The organism is Pseudoalteromonas piratica (genome assembly GCF_000788395.1).
Taxonomy (GTDB): Bacteria; Pseudomonadota; Gammaproteobacteria; order Enterobacterales; family Alteromonadaceae; genus Pseudoalteromonas; species Pseudoalteromonas piratica.
This window is the reverse complement of record NZ_CP009888.1, coordinates 1,638,574-1,660,470: the sequence shown is the minus strand read 5'-3', so window position 1 is coordinate 1,660,470 and position 21,897 is coordinate 1,638,574. Positions and strand designations below refer to the sequence as shown.

Annotated in this window: 22 protein-coding genes; 6 read left to right on the top strand and 16 right to left on the bottom strand. The window is 40.1% G+C overall.

Annotation, left to right across the window (positions count from 1 at the left end; genetic code table 11):
• Positions 1-20 precede the first annotated feature (20 nt).
• The 5 genes from rplS to ffh form a co-directional block, all read right to left on the bottom strand.
• Positions 21-380: a 50S ribosomal protein L19 gene (gene rplS, locus OM33_RS07615; protein WP_038640551.1), complete on the bottom strand. Its 360-nt coding sequence runs from the start codon at positions 378-380 to the stop codon at positions 21-23.
• 34 nt (positions 381-414) lie between these two features.
• Complete coding sequence (gene trmD, locus OM33_RS07610; RefSeq protein WP_407681050.1) at positions 415-1,161, bottom strand: tRNA (guanosine(37)-N1)-methyltransferase TrmD; 747 nt, start codon at positions 1,159-1,161, stop codon at positions 415-417.
• Positions 1,162-1,179: 18 nt separating this feature from the next.
• Positions 1,180-1,710 (bottom strand): ribosome maturation factor RimM, encoded by a 531-nt coding sequence (gene rimM, locus OM33_RS07605; protein ID WP_038640547.1) that lies wholly within the window; start codon positions 1,708-1,710, stop codon positions 1,180-1,182.
• A gap of 16 nt (positions 1,711-1,726) precedes the next feature.
• Positions 1,727-1,975 (bottom strand): 30S ribosomal protein S16, encoded by a 249-nt coding sequence (gene rpsP / locus OM33_RS07600; protein ID WP_038640545.1) that lies wholly within the window; start codon positions 1,973-1,975, stop codon positions 1,727-1,729.
• 199 nt (positions 1,976-2,174) lie between these two features.
• Positions 2,175-3,548, bottom strand: a complete 1,374-nt coding sequence (ffh, locus tag OM33_RS07595) for a signal recognition particle protein (protein WP_038640543.1) — start codon at positions 3,546-3,548, stop codon at positions 2,175-2,177.
• A gap of 168 nt (positions 3,549-3,716) precedes the next feature.
• On the opposite strand from ffh, the gene OM33_RS07590 reads away from it, so the two are divergent.
• A complete protein-coding gene (locus tag OM33_RS07590; RefSeq protein WP_038640541.1) occupies positions 3,717-4,523 on the top strand; it encodes a cytochrome C assembly family protein in 807 nt (268 codons plus the stop codon).
• A gap of 86 nt (positions 4,524-4,609) precedes the next feature.
• The gene (locus OM33_RS07585) at positions 4,610-5,878 is read left to right on the top strand and encodes an HlyC/CorC family transporter (RefSeq protein WP_081991029.1); all 1,269 of its coding nucleotides are present in this window, start codon (positions 4,610-4,612) and stop codon (positions 5,876-5,878) included.
• Positions 5,879-6,062: 184 nt separating this feature from the next.
• Here the strand turns inward: OM33_RS07585 and OM33_RS07580 are convergent, their stop codons facing one another.
• On the bottom strand, positions 6,063-6,668 hold the full coding sequence (locus OM33_RS07580; RefSeq protein ID WP_081991028.1) for a transglycosylase SLT domain-containing protein: 606 nt from the start codon (positions 6,666-6,668) through the stop codon (positions 6,063-6,065).
• Between the two features lie 102 nt (positions 6,669-6,770).
• A complete protein-coding gene (gshA, locus tag OM33_RS07575) occupies positions 6,771-8,339 on the bottom strand; it encodes a glutamate--cysteine ligase (protein ID WP_038640538.1) in 1,569 nt (522 codons plus the stop codon).
• A gap of 267 nt (positions 8,340-8,606) precedes the next feature.
• Between gshA and OM33_RS07570 the strand changes: the two genes are divergently transcribed.
• A complete protein-coding gene (locus OM33_RS07570; RefSeq protein ID WP_038640536.1) occupies positions 8,607-9,032 on the top strand; it encodes a hypothetical protein in 426 nt (141 codons plus the stop codon).
• Between the two features lie 44 nt (positions 9,033-9,076).
• On the opposite strand, the gene clpB is transcribed toward OM33_RS07570, so the two are convergent.
• The 3 genes from clpB to rluD form a co-directional block, all read right to left on the bottom strand.
• Entirely contained in the window at positions 9,077-11,653 is a 2,577-nt protein-coding gene (gene clpB, locus OM33_RS07565) for an ATP-dependent chaperone ClpB (protein ID WP_038640535.1), read from the bottom strand.
• Between the two features lie 113 nt (positions 11,654-11,766).
• Positions 11,767-12,501, bottom strand: a complete 735-nt coding sequence (gene pgeF, locus OM33_RS07560) for a peptidoglycan editing factor PgeF (protein ID WP_038640533.1) — start codon at positions 12,499-12,501, stop codon at positions 11,767-11,769.
• Positions 12,501-13,478, bottom strand: a complete 978-nt coding sequence (rluD, locus tag OM33_RS07555) for a 23S rRNA pseudouridine(1911/1915/1917) synthase RluD (protein ID WP_038640531.1) — start codon at positions 13,476-13,478, stop codon at positions 12,501-12,503. The genes pgeF and rluD overlap by 1 nt, the downstream gene beginning before the upstream one ends.
• Before the next feature lie 137 nt (positions 13,479-13,615).
• Here rluD and OM33_RS07550 point away from each other — a divergent pair, with 137 nt between their 5' ends.
• Positions 13,616-14,380: an outer membrane protein assembly factor BamD gene (locus tag OM33_RS07550; protein WP_038640529.1), complete on the top strand. Its 765-nt coding sequence runs from the start codon at positions 13,616-13,618 to the stop codon at positions 14,378-14,380.
• Between the two features lie 71 nt (positions 14,381-14,451).
• Here the strand turns inward: OM33_RS07550 and OM33_RS07545 are convergent, their stop codons facing one another.
• Positions 14,452-14,790 carry a P-II family nitrogen regulator gene (locus tag OM33_RS07545; RefSeq protein ID WP_038640527.1) on the bottom strand — a complete coding sequence of 113 codons (339 nt, stop codon included), beginning with the start codon at positions 14,788-14,790 and terminating at the stop codon, positions 14,452-14,454.
• 182 nt (positions 14,791-14,972) lie between these two features.
• Here OM33_RS07545 and OM33_RS07540 point away from each other — a divergent pair, with 182 nt between their 5' ends.
• On the top strand, positions 14,973-15,509 hold the full coding sequence (locus OM33_RS07540; protein ID WP_038640525.1) for a GspH/FimT family pseudopilin: 537 nt from the start codon (positions 14,973-14,975) through the stop codon (positions 15,507-15,509).
• Between the two features lie 47 nt (positions 15,510-15,556).
• Positions 15,557-16,078: a GspH/FimT family pseudopilin gene (locus tag OM33_RS07535; protein ID WP_038640523.1), complete on the top strand. Its 522-nt coding sequence runs from the start codon at positions 15,557-15,559 to the stop codon at positions 16,076-16,078.
• Between the two features lie 104 nt (positions 16,079-16,182).
• Here the strand turns inward: OM33_RS07535 and OM33_RS07530 are convergent, their stop codons facing one another.
• From OM33_RS07530 to pilV, 5 genes are read right to left on the bottom strand one after another with little or no spacing between them, the layout of a single operon-like run.
• On the bottom strand, positions 16,183-16,587 hold the full coding sequence (locus tag OM33_RS07530; RefSeq protein ID WP_038640522.1) for a type IV pilin protein: 405 nt from the start codon (positions 16,585-16,587) through the stop codon (positions 16,183-16,185).
• A 2-nt stretch (positions 16,588-16,589) separates the two neighbouring features.
• Complete coding sequence (locus OM33_RS07525) at positions 16,590-19,760, bottom strand: pilus assembly protein (protein WP_038640520.1); 3,171 nt, start codon at positions 19,758-19,760, stop codon at positions 16,590-16,592.
• A gap of 1 nt (position 19,761) precedes the next feature.
• Positions 19,762-20,232 carry a pilus assembly PilX family protein gene (locus tag OM33_RS07520; RefSeq protein ID WP_038640518.1) on the bottom strand — a complete coding sequence of 157 codons (471 nt, stop codon included), beginning with the start codon at positions 20,230-20,232 and terminating at the stop codon, positions 19,762-19,764.
• Positions 20,220-21,233, bottom strand: a complete 1,014-nt coding sequence (locus tag OM33_RS07515) for a PilW family protein (protein WP_038640516.1) — start codon at positions 21,231-21,233, stop codon at positions 20,220-20,222. The genes OM33_RS07520 and OM33_RS07515 overlap by 13 nt, the downstream gene beginning before the upstream one ends.
• Positions 21,234-21,803, bottom strand: coding sequence for a type IV pilus modification protein PilV (pilV, locus tag OM33_RS07510; RefSeq protein WP_038640514.1), 570 nt, complete (start codon positions 21,801-21,803; stop codon positions 21,234-21,236).
• Positions 21,804-21,897: the final 94 nt, after the last annotated feature.

Below are 21,897 nucleotides of genomic sequence, written 5' to 3'. Positions count from 1 at the left end.
TCTGAAAGTTCAGATACGTATTAGTTAAGTTTTTCTTTAATACGCGCAGACTTACCAGAACGCTCACGTAGGTAGTAAAGCTTAGCACGACGTACTGCACCGCGACGCTTGCGCTCGATGCTGTCGATTAGTGGGCTGTGTGTTTGGAAAACACGCTCTACACCTTCGCCGCTTGACATCTTACGTACTGTGAAAGAAGAGTGAAGACCACGGTTACGCTTAGCGATTACCACACCTTCAAACGCCTGTAGACGCTCTTTGTTACCTTCTTTAACACGTACTTTAACAACTACTGTATCACCAGGGCCGAACTCTGGTACGTCAGATTTAAGTTGCTCATCTTCAAGCACTTTAATAATATTTTGGTTTACTTTTGCCATTATATTTCTCACATTTCCTAGGAGTAACTGTCTTCTAGCCACAAGCATCATGTTCTTGCTGAAATTCAGCAAGTAATGTTGCTTGCTCCTCAGTCAGAGCTAGGTTTCGCAACAAGTCCGGACGTCTAAGCCAAGTTCTACCCAACTGTTGCTTTAAGCGCCAGCGGGCGATTTCTTTATGGTTGCCACTGAGTAATACAGCGGGTACCTGCTTGCCATCCAAGTTTTCTGGCCGAGTATAATGAGGACAATCTAATAAGCCGTCAGAAAATGAATCCTGCTCGGCAGACTGGTTGTGGCCTAACACACCTGGCACTAATCGAGATACTGAATCGATTAATGTCATTGCAGCGAGTTCGCCACCGGATAATATAAAATCACCAATTGACCATTCTTCGTCAATGTGTGACTCAATTAGCCGCTCATCTATACCTTCATAACGACCTGCCACTAGAATCAACTTTTTGTGGTTTGCAAGTTCTTGCGCCCCTTGTTGATCTAGCTTTCTACCTTGTGGTGATAGATAGATTACCTTAGCCCCTTCACCCGCTGAAGCTTTCGCATCATCGATGGCATCTCGCAATGGTTGTACCATCATTAGCATACCAGGGCCACCGCCATATGGGCGGTCGTCTACAGTTTTATGCTTATCATAAGCATAATCACGCGGACTCCAACAGTTAAAATCGATTAAACCGTTTTTAACTGCACGACCAGTAACACCTTGCCTTGTTACCGCATCAAACATTTCGGGGAACAGCGAAATAACACCGAACCACATGTGTGCTTGTTGCGACATTTAAAAACTAGGATCCCAGTCTACGGTAACTTCTTTTGCGTCTAAATCCACCTTTAACACTACGCTCTCGGTTAAGTATGGAATTAAACGTTCACCTTTTCCAAATCCATCATTAGGGTTAGCTTTAACCACTAAAACATCATTAGAACCTGTTTCTAGCATGTCATCGACTTTACCTAAGTCGTAACCTTTGTTGGTTACAACAGATAAACCGATGAGGTCACGCCAATAAAACTCACCATCAGGTAAGTCTGGCAATTGTTCTTCAAACACAGCGATTTCAGCATTTGTTAGTACATTTGCTTGGTCACGGTCTTCAACACTTGCCAACTTGGCGATAAAACCTTTGTTGTGACGACGCCAGTCGACCACTTCAACGGTTTGCCAGTTTCCTTGTTGCCCTATCAACCATGGGCTGAAATCAAAGATCCCTTCGGGATCATCAGTAAATGAATGAACCTTAAGCCAACCCTTAATGCCGTAAGGGGCGCCGAGTTTGCCTGCTATAAATTTGGCTTGCTCTTGACTCATGGTTACATTACGCCTATTAAGCCGCTTTACGAGCGTCTTTAACTAACTTAGCTACGCGATCTGAAAGACCTGCACCTTGACCTACCCAGTGATCAACACGAGCAAGATCTAGACGAAGTGATTCTTCTTGACCACGAGCTAGTGGGTTAAAGAAACCTACTTTCTCGATGAAACGACCATCACGCGAGAAACGGCTATCCGCAACCACGATTTGATAGAATGGACGCTTTTTAGCGCCGCCACGTTGCAAACGAATAGTTACCATACCGTCCTCTACATAGATTGATTGATTTCATTAACATAAAAACTAATTTCACTTCCCTAACGGGAAGCCCGAGAATTGTACGAATTTTTACTCTGATTGCAAGCTAAAATGCACTCTTTTGGCGAGTTTATGGCTAGTGGTGAATGACTGGTTAATAAAAAAGCACCAAATAGGTGCTTTTTTAACAAATAAATGAAGTTTAGAACTTCGGGCCACCCATCATACCCGGCGGCATCATGCCCTTCATATTGCGCATCATTTTCATCATGCCGCCTTTGCCTTTCATTTTCTTCATCATTTTTTGCATCTGAGTAAATTGCTTAAGTAGCTTATTTACGTCCTGTACCTGAGTACCTGAACCTGCGGCAATACGCTTCTTGCGAGAACCTTTAATAATATCAGGACGCTCACGCTCTTTCGGCGTCATTGAGTTGATAATCGCTTCCATCTGATTAAACGTTTTATCGCCAACTTGATCTTTTACTGCATCAGGTAAGTTTGACATGCCTGGTAGCTTATCAAGCATCCCCATCATACCGCCCATGTTTTTCATTTGGCGTAATTGATCAGCGAAGTCTTCCAGCGTGAAGCCATCACCTTTCATGACCTTCTTCGCCATTTTCTCAGCTTTCTCTTTGTCGACTTTCATTTCGACTTCTTCAATCAGAGAAAGTACATCACCCATACCTAAAATGCGTGACGCAACACGATCTGGATGGAATGGCTCCAGTGCATCGGTTTTTTCACCGACACCAATAAATTTAATTGGCTTACCTGTGATATGGCGAATAGACAGTGCAGCACCGCCTCGCGCATCACCATCTGTTTTCGTTAGTACGACACCAGTTAGCGGTAATGCTTCATCAAATGCTTTTGCCGTATTCGCTGCATCTTGACCAGTCATGGAATCAACAACAAAGAGTGTTTCGACTGGCTTAATCGCACCATGTAGCTCAATGATTTCTTCCATCATCTCATTGTCTACGTGTAAACGACCGGCTGTATCCACAATCACGACATCAATGAATTTCTTTTTGGCGTGATCAATTGCACCATTCGCAATATCAATCGGTTTCTGTGAAATATCACTTGGGAAGAATTCCACACCCACTTCGTTAGCAAGAGTTTCTAGCTGTTTAATCGCCGCTGGACGATAAACGTCAGCACTTACAACTAGCACTGATTTCTTTTTACGCTCTTTTAGGAATTTAGATAGTTTGCCTACACTGGTTGTTTTACCTGCACCTTGCAGGCCTGCCATCATAATCACTGCTGGCGGTTGCGCCGCTAGGTTAAGCTCTTCGTTTGCTTCACCCATGGCTTTTTCTAGTTCTTCACGAACAATTTTAATAAAAACCTGACCTGGGCTTAAACTCTTTATGACTTCGACACCTACAGCACGTTCTTTAACTGTTTTTACAAATTCACGCACTACCGGTAAGGCTACGTCCGCTTCAAGTAGCGCCATGCGCACTTCGCGCAGCGTATCTTTAATATTGTCTTCAGTTAATCGGCCTCGACCGCTGATATTTTTCAGGGTTTTACCAAGGCGTTCCTGTAAGTTCTGAAACATTCACGTTAATCCAAACTAGTATTTTGCGAGAATTATACCTAAGAAACAGGAATAAAAAAGGCTTACACTGCGTTACATCAGTTATTTCACACCTTGGGCTAGGCATTTACGGATTGATAAAATACAATGAGGTAAAAATTTTAATCAAAATCGATTTATAACAAGGTCATGAATTTAATTGTTTTAACTGTTATTGCGAGCCTTTTTTATAGCTTTTCAACCTTTCATGTGGTGACTAAGTTATTTGATAAGCGCGGCCCAAATCAAAAAAAGACTTTGTTACTGAGTACTGTAGCCATTTTGCTTCACCTTGCTGTACTGGTAAATTCGATTTTTACTGATAGTGGCCAAGATCTTAGTTTTGCTAACGTTGCATTATTAATATGCTGGTTGATTGTGGTCTCGGTTACAACGGTATCGTTACGCTTTCCTGCAACACTGTTACTGCCAGTAGTATATGGCTTTGCTGCTATTTTATTGATTGCCAGCTTATTTATCCCGCATCATGTCATTTTACAATCCGTCAACTTTGAATTGGGATTGGTGTCGCATATTTCACTGGCGTTCATGGCCTACTGCGTACTCATCATTGCGACTTTGTATGCGATTCAGTTTTATTTTATTAACCGCCGCTTGAAACAAAAAGACATGTCAATTGTAACAAGCCACCTACCACCACTTATGCTAGTTGAAAGACAACTCTTTCATTTAGTATCAATGGGAACATTATTACTTACATTTGCCTTAGCGTCTGGCTTTATCTTTATCGATGATGTGTTTGCAAAAGGGTATGTGCATAAAACAGTACTGTCACTTTTTGCTTGGGTATTATTCGTAGCGGTAGCTTGGGGCCATAAATACCGTGGCTGGCGAGGAAAAAGTAGTGTCATAACAACAATATGTGCAGCAACTTTACTTACCCTAGCTTATTTTGGTAGCCGCTTTGTACAAGAAGTCATCTTAGGTAAGTTCTGATACTTAATTAATCTACTAATAGATACTTGACTAATAATGTTAACTAGGGGTTAATACCCTTTCGACTGTTTTAAAAGGAACCCTCATTGGACGCCATATCGACGAGTACTTTATTCATCATTCTTGGTGTATTAATACTACTTTCAGCGTATTTTTCTAGCTCAGAAACGGGCATGATGTCGATAAATAAATATCGCCTACGCCATTTAGAAAAACAAAATCACAAAGGCGCAAAGCGCGTTAGCAAACTTATCCAGCGTCCAGACCGATTAATTGGTGTAATCCTAATTGGCAATAATTTAGTTAACATTGGTGCTGCAACTGTAGCTACCATAATTGCTAATCGCTACTTTGGAGACGTATGGGGGCCTGTAATTAATACCGTAGGTTTAACCTTCGTTATTTTAATATTTGCAGAAGTTACTCCTAAAACCCTTGCTGCACTCTACCCTGAGAAAGTCGCATTTCCAAGTTCAGTTATCTTAAAGTATTTATTGAAGCTCAGCTTGCCCTTTGTTGTTGGTCTAAATTGGATAACTAACGGAATTTTGAAACTTTTTGGTATTAGCACAGAAGAAATCGAAGAACATAGTTTAAGTAAAGAAGAATTAAAAACCGTTGTAAACGAATCAGCAGCGCTGTTGCCAGAACGCCATCAAAATATGTTGGTATCAATTTTAGACCTTGAACAAGTTAAAGTTGAAGACGTTATGGTGCCGCGTAACGATATTGTGGCAATTGATATAAATGATGACTGGAAGCTCATAATGCGCCAGCTAACTCACGCCCAACACACCCGCGTTTTACTATATCGTGAGAATATTGATGATACAGTCGGTTTTATTCATGCCCGCGATGCTCTTAGGCTTTTAACCAAAGAACAATTCACCAAAGCCACCTTGCTGCGTGCTGTGCGAGAAATTTACTATATTCCTGAAGGAACATCTTTGAATGTTCAGCTGCTTAAATTCCAACAAGCCAAGGAGCGTATTGGTATTGTGGTTGACGAGTATGGCGATATTCAAGGCCTGGTAACGCTTGAAGATATTCTTGAAGAAGTGGTCGGTGACTTTACCACCAGCATGACACCAACACTCAGTGAAAACGTTCACCCGCAACAAGATGGTTCATTCTTAGTTGATGGCAGTGCTAACGTTCGTGATCTTAATAAAGAAATGGATTGGGATTTCCCAACAGATGGCCCAAAAACGCTTAGCGGCTTAATTATCGAGTACTTAGAAGATATTCCAAGGGAGAAAGTAAGCATGCGGATTGCCGGCTACCCGATTGAAATAGTAGAAGTAAACGAAAATACCATCAAACTAGCACGCATCATGCCTGAGTTTAAGGAATAGGTTTCAGGTTTCAGGTTTCAGGTTTCAGGTTTCAGGTTTCAGGTTTCAGGTTTCAGGTTTCAGGTTTCAGGTTTCAGGTTTCAGGTTTCAGGTTTCAGCAGAAGTTTAAAACGGGAGCCAGCAAAATCTAAAACAGGCTTTAGCAATCATCTAAAACCTGTTTTCTGAACGCTGAAATCTCTTATTAACTGAATAGACGCTGTAGCCAGTTTTTATCTAATTCAGTTTCACATTTCTTTAACTGAACGCCATAGTTACCCGTGCGCACCTTTACTTTTTGCGCAGTTTTCATTAGCCAAGCTTTCTTTTTATAAGTTCCTCGACGGTAACCACCCCAGCCTTCGTGATAATTTAAATACTGGCCATAGGCATCCCATTTCGAGACACCATTAATTTTATGCGTGTTATAAACAAACCACCCCATAAAATCGATTGCATCACCAAAATCGTCTCGATCAGCTCCGCTATTACCACTTTTGTTCACATAATCATTCCAAGTGGGTGTTTTTGCCTGTGAGTAACCGTAAGCAGAGCTTGCACGGCCTGTTGGAATAAATCCAAGAAAATACTCCATCGGTGGTGCAGCATCATGCTTAAAAGAGCTTTCCTGGAACATCATGCTCATTAACAAATGTTTTGGCGCTCCCCATTTTTCTTGTGCATCTTTCGCATCGTAATACCAATCACGATGCTCAAAGAAGATATCGCAAATATTATTTGGGTTTTGTGGTGGCGGAGTGGCACAGCCCACTAGCGCACTCGCCAAAAAAATAGTCGTAATTTTTTTCATAATTAATTTGAACTTTAATGCCAAATACTTATCTGATTAAGTAAGCAAAACACATTGTTTCATCCCTGAAAGCGAAACGCGGCCATTAAGCCGCGTTTTTTATTACTTAAAGTAATCGTCTAAAAACTCAATAAAGCTCTTATCATCACTTTCTTCAATTTCTTTTTGTTTTTCATGCGACTCAACAGCATGTGCTGAAAAAACGCTTTCACCGAATACTTGGTAAGAATTAGCAAGCATCTTTTGCTTGTATTCAGTTGAAAGTTTTAACGCGTAATACCCATTATCTTCTTGGCTTTCGAGTAGTTCTGCCAAAAATTTACCTGAGTAGGTTAATTCCGGTTTTTCAACTGCTTGTGCAAATTTAGAAACAACATCACTGTATTGAGTTGTTTCAAATGCATCATCAAATAAGCTCGCTACCTTCTTAAGCTCGATAAAAATTGAGTCTGCCCAGCTTGAAAGTGTCTGTGCTTTGCCTTTATTAGACAACTCCAGACCTGGCTGACGACCTCGATTAACCACTAGGTCTAAGTTTGCTTGTGTTTCAATTTGCTCCTGCCATGCAAGATCTGGCGAAGGCTTAATTGCACAGTACAATAAAAACACATCTAAAAACTGAATTTGTTCTTTGCTGATGCCTACTTCTGAGAATGGATTTACATCCAGCGCGCGTACTTCAATATATTCAACGCCACCATCAGCAAGCGCTTCGCTTGGCGTTTGTCCTGACTGCGCATTTCGTTTAGGTCTGATTGGCGAATAAAACTCGTTTTCTATCTGTAAGATATTTTGATTAAGTTGTTTAGCAGGTTCATCTTTATAAGTACCAAATTGATGATACAAATCTGAGGTCATAGAGATGGCTTGTTTAAACCCTTCTAAATATTCTTCAAGACTATTATAGGTAACACGCAAACTTGATTGTGCACTGTTGGTATAACCTAAATCACCTAAACGTAATGATGTTGCGTAAGGCAGATAAAGGGTTCCTTTACCTAATGATTCAAATGGTAAATTTGTTTTGCGCCCACCTAAAAATGAGTTACAAAGGGCCGGTGATGCACCAAACAAATAGCTTATCAGCCATAATTCACGTTTAAAGTTTCGGATTAAAGCAAAATATTTTTCTGAAATATAATCGCCTAAAGGTGCACTATTACCGTCTATTTGTTGTAGCTTTTGCCAAAATTCTGTGGGAAAAGATAAATTAAAGTGCACTCCAGCAATAGCTTGCATCATGCTGCCGTAACGATTTTTAAGTCCTTGACGATACAGCGTTTTCATTTTACCGACATTTGAGGTGCCATAGTCAGCTAATCTAATTTCATCTTGGTCTTCGATAAAACATGGCATACTAAGTGGCCAAAGTTCTTCATTACCAATATTCGACAGCGTAAATTTATGAATATCTTCAAGTTGTGCAAGTGTTGTGTCGATATCACTACACGCAGGTGTAATAAACTCCAACAAGGATTCAGAGAAATCGGTCGTGATATAAGGATGCGTTAATGCACTTCCTAAGGCATTTTGATGAGATGTTTGTGCTAAGCGATTGCTTTCAATACGTAAACACTCTCGCTCAACACCGCGTTTGATACCTTTTAGTAGACCTGCTGAACCTTGTTCAGTCAAAGTGCTTAGTATCGAATCAATTGACGCTGTTTTCAAAAATTCAGTCCTCTTACAGCGAGACCTTACTAAGGTTTTCGCTTTTTCAATATCTTAACAATGTATGGTCAACATTGCGATACCTCAAGACTGAAGAATAAAATTAATCGTAACGAGATTTTAAGCGCCAACATTAAAGTATTTTTTAACTATCTAAAAGGACAATTAGATTAATAGCTTAGCCAAATAATCAAACAAAAAGGCAGTAGCCTTGAAGAAGAGCTTAGGCTATAGTTAAAAATACGTTCAGTTTGAGGAAATAACATTATGTACAGGTTAACTGTCATAACCCTGCTATTGGCTACAATCACCTGCTTTGCTAATAAATCGAATGCTAAACAGCTTACCGTTTATAGCTGGGTAGACGAAAAAGGGATTGCGCATTTTTCGTATGTTGAGCCAACACAAAAAACAGGTGTTCGTTCTTTCGAGCTTAAAGATCACTCTTCGTTTGGTGCAGAAAAAAGAAAACTAGAAATCGGACAAGACACTGTATCAGATGATGGCCCTGACCCTTTATTAACTCGTAAGAAAGAATATTGTGAAAACGCAAAGCATAACTTGAGTGTGTTAGAAAATTACGCTCAAGTGACACAATTTGACGAAAAAGGACAAGAAATTACCATTTCTGGTGATGAAAAAGAAAAATATAAAAAGCAAGCCAAGCAGCGTATAAAAGCGTTTTGTAATTAATTAAAAAACCACCCAATGGGTGGTTTTTTCTTGCTCGATGAATATTACTGAACCTTTATTACCATTTCGTTTTGTTGGCAATCTACAACAAATACGCTCCCTGACTTAAAATCTCCCGATAGCAATGTTTGCGCTAATGGGTTTTCAATTGTTTGCTGGATTGCACGTTTTAGTGGGCGCGCGCCAAACACAGGATCAAATCCTGCCTCTGCAATTTTATCTAAAGCTGCTTCAGTCAACTCCAACTTGAAGCCATTATCGAGTAGTCGCTGCTCAAGACGCAATAATTGGATTTGAGCAATATTCTTAATATGTTCCTGCGCTAATGGGTGGAAAACAACGGTTTCATCAATACGATTAATAAATTCCGGTCTAAAGTGCTGTCCAATAACCGACATCAACGTATTTTTAAGCCCTTGATAGTCATTATTACTCGCTTGCTCTTGAATTACATCTGAGCCTAAGTTGGAGGTCATGATAATTACAGTATTCTTGAAGTCGATTGTCCGCCCTTGACCATCCGTTAAGCGACCGTCGTCCAATACTTGAAGAAGAATATTAAATACATCAGGATGCGCTTTTTCTACTTCATCGAGTAATACTACTGAGTAAGGTTTACGACGAACTGCTTCGGTTAAATAGCCACCTTCTTCATAACCCACATAACCTGGGGGGGCACCAACAAGACGTGCTACAGAATGCTTCTCCATAAACTCCGACATATCAATGCGCACCATGGCCTCTTCCGTATCAAACATAAAGTTTGCCAGTGCCTTAGTTAATTCTGTTTTACCAACTCCAGTAGGGCCTAAGAATAAGAAAGAACCAATTGGACGATTAGGATCGGCAAGCCCTGCGCGTGATCGTCTTATGGCATTTGACACCGCAACCACAGCTTCATCTTGACCAACCACTTTTTCGTGTAGTTTACCTTCCATAGCAAGTAATTTATCGCGTTCGCCTTGCAGCATCTTGGCAACTGGAATACCAGTCCAACGAGACAAGATTTCGGCAATTTCATTTTCGCCCACTTTATTGACTAACAAGCTCATGTCCTGCATTTCAGCTTGCGACGCTAAATCCAGTTTACGTTCTAGCTCTGGTATACGGCCATATTGCAGCTCACTCATTCGCTGTAGGTCACTCGCTCGCCTTGCAACATCGAGGTCTAATCGAGCTTGCTCAAGTTCTGTTTTTATAACTTGCGTACCTTGCAACGATGCTTTTTCAGCATTCCACACCTCATCTAGCTCATTGTATTGACTATCAAGCAATTTAATCTGTGCTTGAATATCAGCTTGGCGAGACTTAGATGCCTCATCGGTTTCTTTCGCGAGTGCATTATCTTCAAGCTTAAGCTGGATAATCTTTCGTTCTAAGCGATCTAACTCTTCAGGTTTTGAATCAATTTGCATACGGATATGTGAGCCCGCTTCATCAATCAAGTCTATCGCTTTATCCGGCAATTGACGGTCACTGATATAACGATGCGATAACGTTGCTGCTGCAACAATCGCAGGATCAGTTATTTCTACCGTATGATGAAGTTCGTAGCGCTCTTTCAATCCACGCAAAATCGCTATGGTGTCCTCTACGCTTGGCTCTTCAACAAGCACTTTTTGGAAGCGACGTTCAAGTGCAGCATCTTTTTCAATATACTGGCGGTATTCATCAAGTGTTGTGGCACCAACACAATGAAGTTCGCCACGCGCTAACGCAGGCTTTAACATGTTGCCCGCATCCATGGCACCATCGGTTTTACCCGCACCCACCATTGTGTGAATTTCATCAATAAAAAGAATTACTTGCCCTTCTTCTTTGGCAAGTTCATTGAGAACTGATTTTAAACGTTCTTCAAATTCACCACGGTATTTAGCCCCCGCTACAAGCGCACCCATATCAAGTGATAAAACACGTTTATTTTTTAACCCTTCTGGTACCTCACCATTAATAATACGCTGTGCTAATCCCTCAGCAATTGCCGTCTTACCGACACCAGGTTCACCAATGAGTACAGGGTTATTTTTAGTACGGCGCTGTAATACTTGAATGGTTCTGCGAATTTCTTCATCGCGACCAATAACCGGATCAAGTTTGCCTAACTCTGCTCGCTCAGTTAAATCAATGGTAAATTTTTCCAGTGCTTGACGTGTATCTTCAGCATTAGGACTATCCACTTTTTGACCGCCACGAATTGCACTAATGGCAGTTTCTATTTTATTTTGCGTTAGCCCAAATTGTTTAAATAAAGTGCCGAGTGGGCCTTTATCTTCACAGGCAACTAAAATAAAAATTTCACTCGAGATATAGGAATCTTTTCGCTTTTGCGCATATTTATCACAAAGGTTTAATAAGTTAGCCATATTGTGAGATAGCTGAACATCGCCACCAACACCATCAACTTTGAATAACTTGTCAATTTCTGCAGACACTTTTGTCATCATTTCATCAGCATTGACACCTGCCTGCGCTAATAATGCGCGCACACTTGAACCTGTTTGCGTCAACAAACTATACATTAAATGAATTGGTTCAATAAATTGATGATCGCGGCCAAGTGCTAATGACTGTGCATCTGCAAGGGCAGCTTGAAACTTACTGGTAAATCGATCTAGACGCATGCTTGATACCCTCTAAAAATAACTTCTATTGTAGTTATAAATGGGTATAAATATTTTTAAGATCAAGAGAAAGGTGTAAATACGCCTTAATTTTGTTTTGTAAATAACATTATTTATTGCGAGATATAAATGATATGAGCATTTCGCCCAGTTTTGCCATCACGACGATAAGAAAAAAATAAGTCACTTTGTGTTACCGTGCAGTACGTGCCACCTGTTACCTTACAGATATTGCTTTTTTCAAGCACGAGCAGCGCTAATTGATAAATATCTGCCAAAAATTTATTTGGCTTTTTTACCAACGGTTTAAAACAAGAACTTGCTTCGGGGAGTTTTTCACAAAACGCATTTCGCACTTCAATCCCAACTTCAAATGCTGTGGGCCCAATTGCGGGGCCAAGGTGAGCGATTAAATTTGTTTGCTTGAAACACTTAAGCGTATTCTCAATCACCCCGTTTAACAATCCGCGCCAGCCTGCATGGACAACTGCCACTTCATCTCCTCGCTCTGAGCAAATAAACACAGGTAAGCAGTCTGCTGTCATTATTGAAAGAGGCGTATTTTTTTCGCGAGTATAAAGCGCATCTGCCTCAACTAGCTGTTCTGTATCTGAATTCGCATCGACAACAACAACCTTATTACTATGAACTTGGGATAACCAATGTGCAGACTTTGGTAATAATTTAGTTATTCGCGCTCTGTTTTCGATAACACTATTTGGGTTATCTTCTACATGAAATGCTAGATTAAGGGAGTCAAAAGGCGCTTGAGAAACGCCTTCATTTCGCGTGGTTGAAAAGGCAATTACCCTACTGGGTGCTTGCCAATCTACCTTGAGGGTTTTCATTAATAACCGATACTCGGATTAGCCTTGGTGTCCTGACGGAGCGCTTCTGTTAACAGTTGCATATCTTCAGGGATTGGCGCTTGCCAACTCATCATTTCACCTGTAATTGGATGCTCTAGTTCTAATTTTACAGCGTGTAACGCTTGACGTTTAAAGTTTCGAAGCACTTCAATAAATTCTGGAGCCGCATTTTTTGGCGGGCGAGGACGCCCATGGTAAAGAGGATCGCCAATCAGCGCATGATTTAAATGCGCCATATGCACGCGAATTTGGTGAGTACGACCAGTTTCCAAACGAAGTCGCAGTCGGGTATGCGCTCTAAATTTTTCTGCAACACGATAATGCGTTACGGCAGGTTTACCAAATTCAGTCACAGCCATATGTGTGCGTTTCGTATTATGGCGTCCAATTGGCGCATCAACCATACCACCTGCGGTCATTGTACCATTACAAATTGCTTCGTATTCACGCGTGAAGTTGCGTCTTGCCTGCAAGTTTGCGACTAAATGCGTTTGCGCAGGTACCGTTTTGGCAATCACCATAAGCCCTGTTGTGTCTTTATCCAAACGGTGGACAATACCAGCACGAGGCACTGAATCGATTCCAGGGTAATCATGTAATAGAGCGTTTAGCATTGTGCCATCTGGATTACCTGCGCCAGGGTGCACAACCAAACCTGCTGGTTTGTTAACAACCAGAATATGGTCATCTTCATAAACTTTATCGAGATCAATTTTTTGGGCTTCAAAAACGACTTCGGTTTCGAGCTCCGCATTAATTTCGATCTGCTCATAACCCATTAATTTTTCTCTTGGTACATTACGTACCTCGCCATCGACCTTTACCATATTATCGAGGATCCAGTTTTTTATTCGTGAACGCGAATAATCTGGGAACATTTGCGCTAAAACTTGGTCTAGACGTTTACCACCTAGTTCAATTGGTACTTCAGCTGTAAGTGTAATTTGCTCTGCCATTGTGCCGCTTAATTATGTAAAATCCAATGCAAGCTATTGCTTACTCGGTTAGAATCGCTAATATGCATAGTTTACTCGGTTTTGCTGACTGAGCCTAGGGTGGAATCCCAAACAAGATAATAAAAAGGTGTATTTTAATGACAAACGTAGTTGGGAAGCGTTCGCTTAGTAAACGTTCTATTGCAATGGTTTTTGCAATCTCAGTGTTATCAGCATGTTCTTCTGCACCAGATGAAGAAGAAATTCAAAGAGTTCCGAATAAATCTGCACAAGCCCTTTATCAAGACGCCAAAGAAACGCTTGATTCAGGCCTTTATGTTCGCGCTGTTGAGCTATTAAGTGCAATTGATTCACGATACCCGTTTGGTCCACTTTCTAAGCAAGTTCAAATGGATTTAGTGTATGCGTATTATCAATCTAGCAATACAGAACAAGCGATTGCGACTATTGACCGTTTTATTAAGTTAAACCCGAACCATAAAGACCTTGATTACATGTATTACATGCGCGGTTTAGTTAATATCAAAGCACATGAAAATGCGTTCCAAGAGTACTTTGGTATTGATCGCGCGGATCGTGATACAAAACGCACACGCATTGCATACGAAGATTTCTCAACATTGGTAAAAAACTACCCAGATAGTAAATATACCGATGAAGCAAAAAAACGTATGGCATGGCTATTAAATAAAATGGCTCGCTATGAGATTAAAGTTGCAAATTATTATTATGAACGTGAAGCCTACTTGGCAGCAGCTAACCGTTGCAAATATGTTGTAGAGCACTTTTCAAAAAGTAGTTATACCAAGCAAGCGCTTGAATTAATGGTTAAAAGCTACGATAAACTAGGTTTAAGCGAATTAAAAAGTAATGCGCAAGATGTGCTTGATGCGAACAAGTAAGTGACGTATTTAATAATCAAAAGGGCCAAAAGGCCCTTTTTTAATATTTATAACTAGAATAGAAAAAGTTTTTAAATAGCAGCTTCGTCTTCTTCTTGAGTTCGGATGCGTATAACACGTTCTACTTCTGAAACAAAAATCTTACCGTCACCGATTTTACCTGTTTGTGCTGTTTCAACTATCACGTCAATAGCGCGATCTACATCTTCATCTGCTAGCACGATATCAAGTTTTACTTTCGGTAAAAAATCAACCATATATTCAGCCCCCCGATAAAGCTCAGTATGCCCTTTCTGACGACCAAACCCTTTTACTTCGCACACTGTCATGCCAGTAATGCCTATTTCAGAAAGCGCTTCACGAACATCATCCAGTTTGAAGGGCTTAATGATTGCCTCTATTTTTTTCATCGATTCATTTCCAAATTGCTAGTTATCTCCATTCTATCTCGTAAACTCATCAATTCAAGGTATTTGCATATAGACAAAATAGAGGATATTAAAATCAATATAAATAACTGTTCTAAATGATTTAAATGGTCTACTAGCTTGAGCTTTTTAAAAGCGTATAATAACCAAAGGAGGTACAGGTTATGAAATATGTACAACAAGGTGTTACGCTACTTGAAGTTATAATTGCTGTAGCAATTCTAGGTATTGTTTCCGCAATTGCATTACCTAATTTAGGCCCAATGCTCGAGTCTGATCGCGCCGACAGTTTTATTGATGAATTTAGTCGGACCGTAAAGTATGCTCGTGCTAAAGCAACTACCGCTGACGAGTTCGTAGTTATTTGCCCGATAGCCGATCCAGATACGGGTGGTGCTTGCACAGCTGATTGGAAAAACAACCCAATTGTTGCTTTTGTTGACAAAGGGGAAGATTTAAATTTGAGCAGTTCGAATGATCAGATCATACGGATTATGTCATTACCAAGTTCAAGTGATAATGTAAGCCAAGATACTGGTAATACAGCAATCACTATTGATGGTCAGGGTCGAGTTAATCAAGAACATCAATTTGTTATCTGCCCAAATGGCAAAAATGACAACACGTCAGCTCTTCAAGTGAGTTTATCAGGAAACACTTGGAAATTAGGTCGTAATGTACTTACTTGCGGTACTGTTTAAATAAGCTAATATCTTACTTATGATTTAGCCTATATGAGGCTTCAAGGATGAAGCACAAAATCAACGGATTTACCCTTCTTGAATCATTAATTTCTTTAGTATTACTTGCCATAGTTTCAAGTATCGTTCTACCAAACCTTTCTCGTATTTTGGCACAAAACCGTCTTGACAACTCAATGGCGTCTGTTTTCAAGGGACTCCAATTAGCAAGAGGTTACGCTGTTTCAAATGCCACAAACATTACAGTATGCCCTTTAGTTGCGGGAAGCTGTATCAAGGAGTGGCAAAACGATATTTACGTTTTTGAAGATACAAATGGCAGTCTATCGCTCGATAATAAAGAGTTCATCATAAAAGTAATTAAGAAGATAAATAATCAAGACGAGTTAACTTACCCCCGAAAGGCAATCACCTACAGGGCGGATAGTTCAATTAATTTTATGCAATCAGGTAGCTTTATTTACTGCAATTCAACATACCCAGATCTTACTGGAAATCGAATCACAGTGAGTCAGGTGGGAAGAGTCAGGATCCTTGATTCTGATAAATGCGAAGTGCCCAACCTTTGAGGAGCTGACGCTATATATTTAACGCATAAGTTTTCTTAAAAAAATGGAGAGCATAATAGCTCTCCATTTTTGATATCTTATTATTGCATAATATTAATCGATATTTATCTATTCCAACAGGTATTATTTCCACCTGAACCGGTTGCTGTCTTCTGTCCTAGTTCATCAATTTTAAAACTAGAACATAAAGGGTCTTGTGTTGCTGGATGTGCTAACGGACTTGCAGTCACAGAAAATGTTGTGGTATTTGCTGTGAGTGAAAGTGAGAAAAGACCTGAATCACTTTTATTAGTAACACCTAAATCTGCAAGGGCTGTTGCATACTGATGATTATCAGCATAAAACTGCTCCTGCCTATTAGCGATATCTAGTAAAGAAGCCATTGCTTCAGCTCTTGATCCCTTATAGAGATAATCAACATATGACGGATATGCAATCGCCGTTAAAATGCCGATAATTGCTACCACTATCATCATTTCAATCAGTGTAAAACCAACTATTTTTTTCATTATTAGTTCACCTTATTAGTCGTTTCTCTATACATATAACTTCTGTGAGTTTTAAAACCGGCAAACTCACCTACTAGTTTAATTTCACAGTTTCCATTTTCATCACAAACTTGTTCCGGAACAGCACTATCATTAATTGATTTCGCCTTAATGATGCCTGAGTTATTCTCACCAGCGCCAATCCCGATCAATAAGAACTGGGAATTTTGGTCACTGTCCTCAGAAAAAACTAATTCTGGCGTAGGCGGGATACTATCTCCTGTACGTGTATACGCATTTTCATAGATATTTACTGCATAATGAAGGTGGAAAGCATAGAGGCGCCCTTCACCACCAGTTAATGAACAATTAGAGCTACCTGCAGCACCTGCAATAAAGGTTGGAAAATAAGCAACACCACCAATAATAGCAGGCTTTGCAAGTGCTTTTTCACCACTACCAGTAAGCGCATATTTCCAACCTTTGTAATTGGCATACTCCGCTTCTTTCTCTGTGAACTTATCAGGGCTTTTAGTTAAGCTACCAAAGGTATTTGGCGTAATTGTCATTAAATCAATCGCTTTTATTGTCTCCGGCGCACCCGATTTAAATGACTTTGTAATAACATTCTCATCTCGGATCATATACAAGCTATCACTATCAGATGTATCTAGAGGGCTTGTTCTGTCACCGCTTCCCACAACAACAGCTTCAAAAGGCACCGTCATACGCGTTGCATTCACCACCTCGCCATCTAATTTATAGGTCGTGACTTTACTGTAAAAAGTGCGAGCCACTTCTGGTTGGTAGAAAAGGTTGCCAGATAAACTTGCAAACTCAAATGCAGACCAATCAGACGTATTAGAGCCAGCTAGATCAATACGCCATATTTTGCCACCTGTATCTGCAGCATATAATCTGTCGGTGTAGCCATCATAATCTGAATCTAAAGTAGCAATTTGCCCTGTGATGCTATCGTCTCCATCAAATGAGATGTTATTAGTACTCCAAACTAGTTTTCCTGTCTCTGCATCCACTAGATACACCGCCGAACCTACAGTATTCGAAGCTCCATCTTCAAATTGGCTTTTATCATACCCACCACCAAATACTAATAATGGTTTATCTGTATAGTTGGGTATGTTTACATAGATAACCTTAGGTTGTGACCAGGTTTGTCCAAGTTTCGCATAATCTGCCGAGCCTTTTTTCCATAAAAGTTTGGGAGCACTCGGGTCAGAAATATCAAATGCATAGTAAGAGCTACCACCGCGACGCATACCAAAAAATGCCCATGCATCCTCACCCGAATTTACTTTACCATCACCATTAGTGTCATCGTGATAGATAGTCGGTGTTAAATCCATACCATAGACTTTACCTAAACCATTCTCTTTTAAACTTGCTTGAGTTGAAAAAAGCTCTGAAGGGACAAAAGCCCATTTTTCTGTCGCGGAAACATCGCCTGTATCTTCAAAAAAATGAACAAAGCCCGCATTTGTGCCAAAGATCAAGTGCGTTTTGTCGTCATTTGCTGTTTCGTAATTAATTGCCGCCGGTTTTGAATGTAGAGGATCGCCCAAAATATGCTCTCTGACAATTGCCTTATTGCTTGTATCATAGCCACTAATTCCGCGCATCCAATTAATCATTTCTTTGGCTTGTTCAGCAGTTGCACTGTTCATTGCTGTTTGCATACTAGAAACTACTGTATTATCACTTATCTCTAGCTTACCTGCACCAATATCAGTGTAAATTACACGCTTATCTGGCGCTGGTATATTATCGTCTAGGCCACCCAAAACAACATTATTGCCATCTGCACCAGGCGTTACTCCATTCTTTTCAGAAAAGTCACGCCAAAATGTTTTTGCAGTTTCTTTAATACTGCCATTTGCATCTATTGCGTTAGTAGACTCTTGATCAACTACATTGTGTCCGCTAATTTTTAATTTTTTTACATTACCATTCCACTTTGAAAAGCCGGAAGGTGAAAATAGTGAATAGTAAACATACTCACTTGTTCGTGTATTATCGCTTTGACTTGCAGCTACTGAAGGTGAAGTGAAATTGCCAACTCGATCTAAAATATCATTGATTGTTGCACTCAGTGACGCAGCTAATTGAGACGCATCTGTTGCATCCTGATATTTACCTTTACCGTAAGCATCCGACGCCATATCTTTAAGCATTTTTATCGATTCTGGCTTCATGCCATTACCAAATCCTATAGTGTAGGTATAGGCATAATTTTTTTCCGGGGTTGCAGAATAAAGGTCATTAGTAGCCATATACTTAGCCAATTCAGGCAATAGGTTCTCTGTCAAATTACTGCTATAGTATTTTTTTGTTAAGCTTTCAATACTTTGCTCAGAGCTTTCACCACCATTCGGGTCACCATCAGTCATATAAATAACATAAGCATTATTATCACATCTTAGCTTGCCATCTGTACCTCTTCTAAACGGAGAAGTATAACTACTGCCATCATCAATGCTGGTATCTCTTCCACTAGCCCCTGCAGCTTCAAACATATAACCATCACTTAAATAGCTATAAATTTCATAGCCAGTGTCCATTAATGGTGTAGCCCCAGAAGCAGGCAAACTCATCACTTTAGTTTTAAGTGCATCTTTACTTGGTGCTGAGCCAATACCATATACAATATAACCGGAACTACCGTTATAAAACCTTGCTAAACCGAAATCGACATCATCTGTCGAATCAATCAAGCCTGTAACAGCATCTTTAGCAACTTTCATTCGTGAATCCTCACAGTTACTTACATGCCAACCTTTATCATCACTATATTGGTAACATTTTCCATCAACACCCGCTGTAGTAGAGCACTCTACACCAAAAAATTGACGTTCTATAACGGTATAGGTGTCCCATTTTTTACATTCACCGTATCGTTCTCTCAGGCAGTGTTCATCAATATCTCCAGTATTTTCATCGTATTGATATTTCACTTCTACATCTCGATACTCAGCACAACTATTACCGGTCACTGAAGACCATCGCATACTACCTGATGTATCAAAAACGAGCATTACCCGTGCTTTTTCTTTTTCATTGAGCAATGACTGCACATAAATTTCAATATCTTCAGCGGCTACTTTAAAGCTTGCCGGAAGTAACCCTATAACTAGCCCCAAAATAAGCCATGAATTAAATTTTGATAATCTATTCATGTTATTGGCCTCCTATCATTTCTTGTTGAATGCCAGTATTTATTGTCATGGTGTGTTTATCGTTTTTGCCATATGCCCTTGACGTTGTTAACTTTAAAAAGTTACAGCTAATTTTTGGGGTAGGTGCAAAACGCGGAGGACAGTCCAGTAATTCATCCGGTCCACCAACTTCGTTAACCATCACAACCTTGGTACTACCTGAGAGTAAAGTAATTGAATCGTTCACATAGGCAGCATTGCTTCTTTTTAGAAGGAACTGACTATTACCTTTTTTAGCAAGTTCATCTTTAATAGATTTTTCAGTATCACCACGGGTGATAGATTCTGCTCGATATGAGTCCTGAGTAGCATTGATCATTTTACTGTCTAAAGCACTACCACTCATCACAGTAACCGCAATGCCTGATACCATTAAAATCATTAACATTGCCGCTACAAGCACGATGCCTTTTTGATTTTTTAAATTGCCCATTGATCGTTCCCCACATTCACTAAGCGCACTGTTGAAGTTAATAACTTGCGTCTGAAGCCATCGTTGAAAGTCAGTACTCGCTTATGGTCACCTTCCCCACCTAAAATAAACGTCTGGTTTGTTGCAGGGTTATTTCTATCTTCTTCAAGTGTTCTAACAAGTAAAAATATTTGTACGCTCGAAACAACCGCGCTTTGTTGATCCCAGTCAATCGCTGACATTTGTGCTGTCGTTTTGTAAGTATCTACACGCAAATCACCATTTGTATCCAAACCGAATACGAATCTGATATTTTCAATGCCTTCCATTACCGTTTCAGAGCGCATTTGCCCATTAGACAGACGCATTCTTCTGAGCGTTGGCACAACTACAGATTTACCATTAAGTGTATATGTTTGGTCTTGCACAAAATAAGCGTTGTGTGTGTATTCCCACACTTTTGCGTTAATACCCGGATTTATAACTGCACCTGTCCCTCTAATAAAACGGGCTGTTTGAGGGGTAGCAGTAAAATAAGTATTCGACGTCACCGTCGTGCCTGTTACTTCTTGCCCCAGTACACGTTTAATTTGTAAAATATCACTACCTGCTAACGGACTGCCGATGCAATTCAATTCGTTCCCAGAGGCTGCTTCTTTGGCATAAATGACTTTAAACGCACTATTGCTACCTGCGCCTGTATCTGGAAAAGTGCCATTATTAGTACCTTCTGAGCAGTCAGGTGATGGGGAAGTAGGACTGGCATTTGTTAATACAGCTGCACTTGGCGTTTCTGTAAAATTACCCCAAAAGCCTGCCAATTCAATATCACGCTTCAACACATCCATTGCCAAACGTCCCGACTCTTGTAGCTCACCAATATCCATTGTGTCTGCAGTGGTAATTTTCATGCCTAAGTAAGTAAACATAACGCCTGCAAGGATAAAAGCGCCTACGAAAAGAGAGATCATCAGTTCCAGCATGGTAAAACCAAGCTGATTAAATTTATTAAGCTTGATCATTTATGCTGACCTCATAAAAATATAGCTATCAAGTACAACTGTTTTTCTATTTGCAATCGTACCGCAAGTAACCGCCTTAGAAGCGCTAGACTCCGCGATTTTTTGTCTGCCTTGCCAAGCTACAACGACTCTCAAATTTACACCATCACCGTCAGCGGTTGGAGAAATACACACGGTGCCATTAGCCAAAGCCCCTGTATTGTCTGAGACTCTTAAGGCTTTGTTCCACTGGTATAAGTCATACTCAGCGATTTCAGAAGATGAGCAACGAGTATTTAGACATTTTTTTTCAACTGGTGTATCTAAATAACTGAAGGTCTTACTGTAATTTGCAACAATGTCAGCCGTGTCATTTGCACGAATACGTTCAACAATATCATTGGCTAGTGCCAACGCAGCACTGCGTTGATTAGCGTCATAACTTGCTTGCTTAGCATTTGATTGCAACGCAACAGTTCCCAAAAGGCCAACTGTTAACACAATAAAAGCAACCAACACCTCAATAAGTGTAAAACCCTTACTTTGAGATCTATTCTTAAAAGAGGAAAAAGTGGAATTGAGTATTCGCATTTTTCATTCATCCTTTAAACTAAAATTTTTCTAGCTTAATAGTCGCTGAACGAAAGTTGAAACTCAATTAACAAGTAATTAACGGTAAGAATTT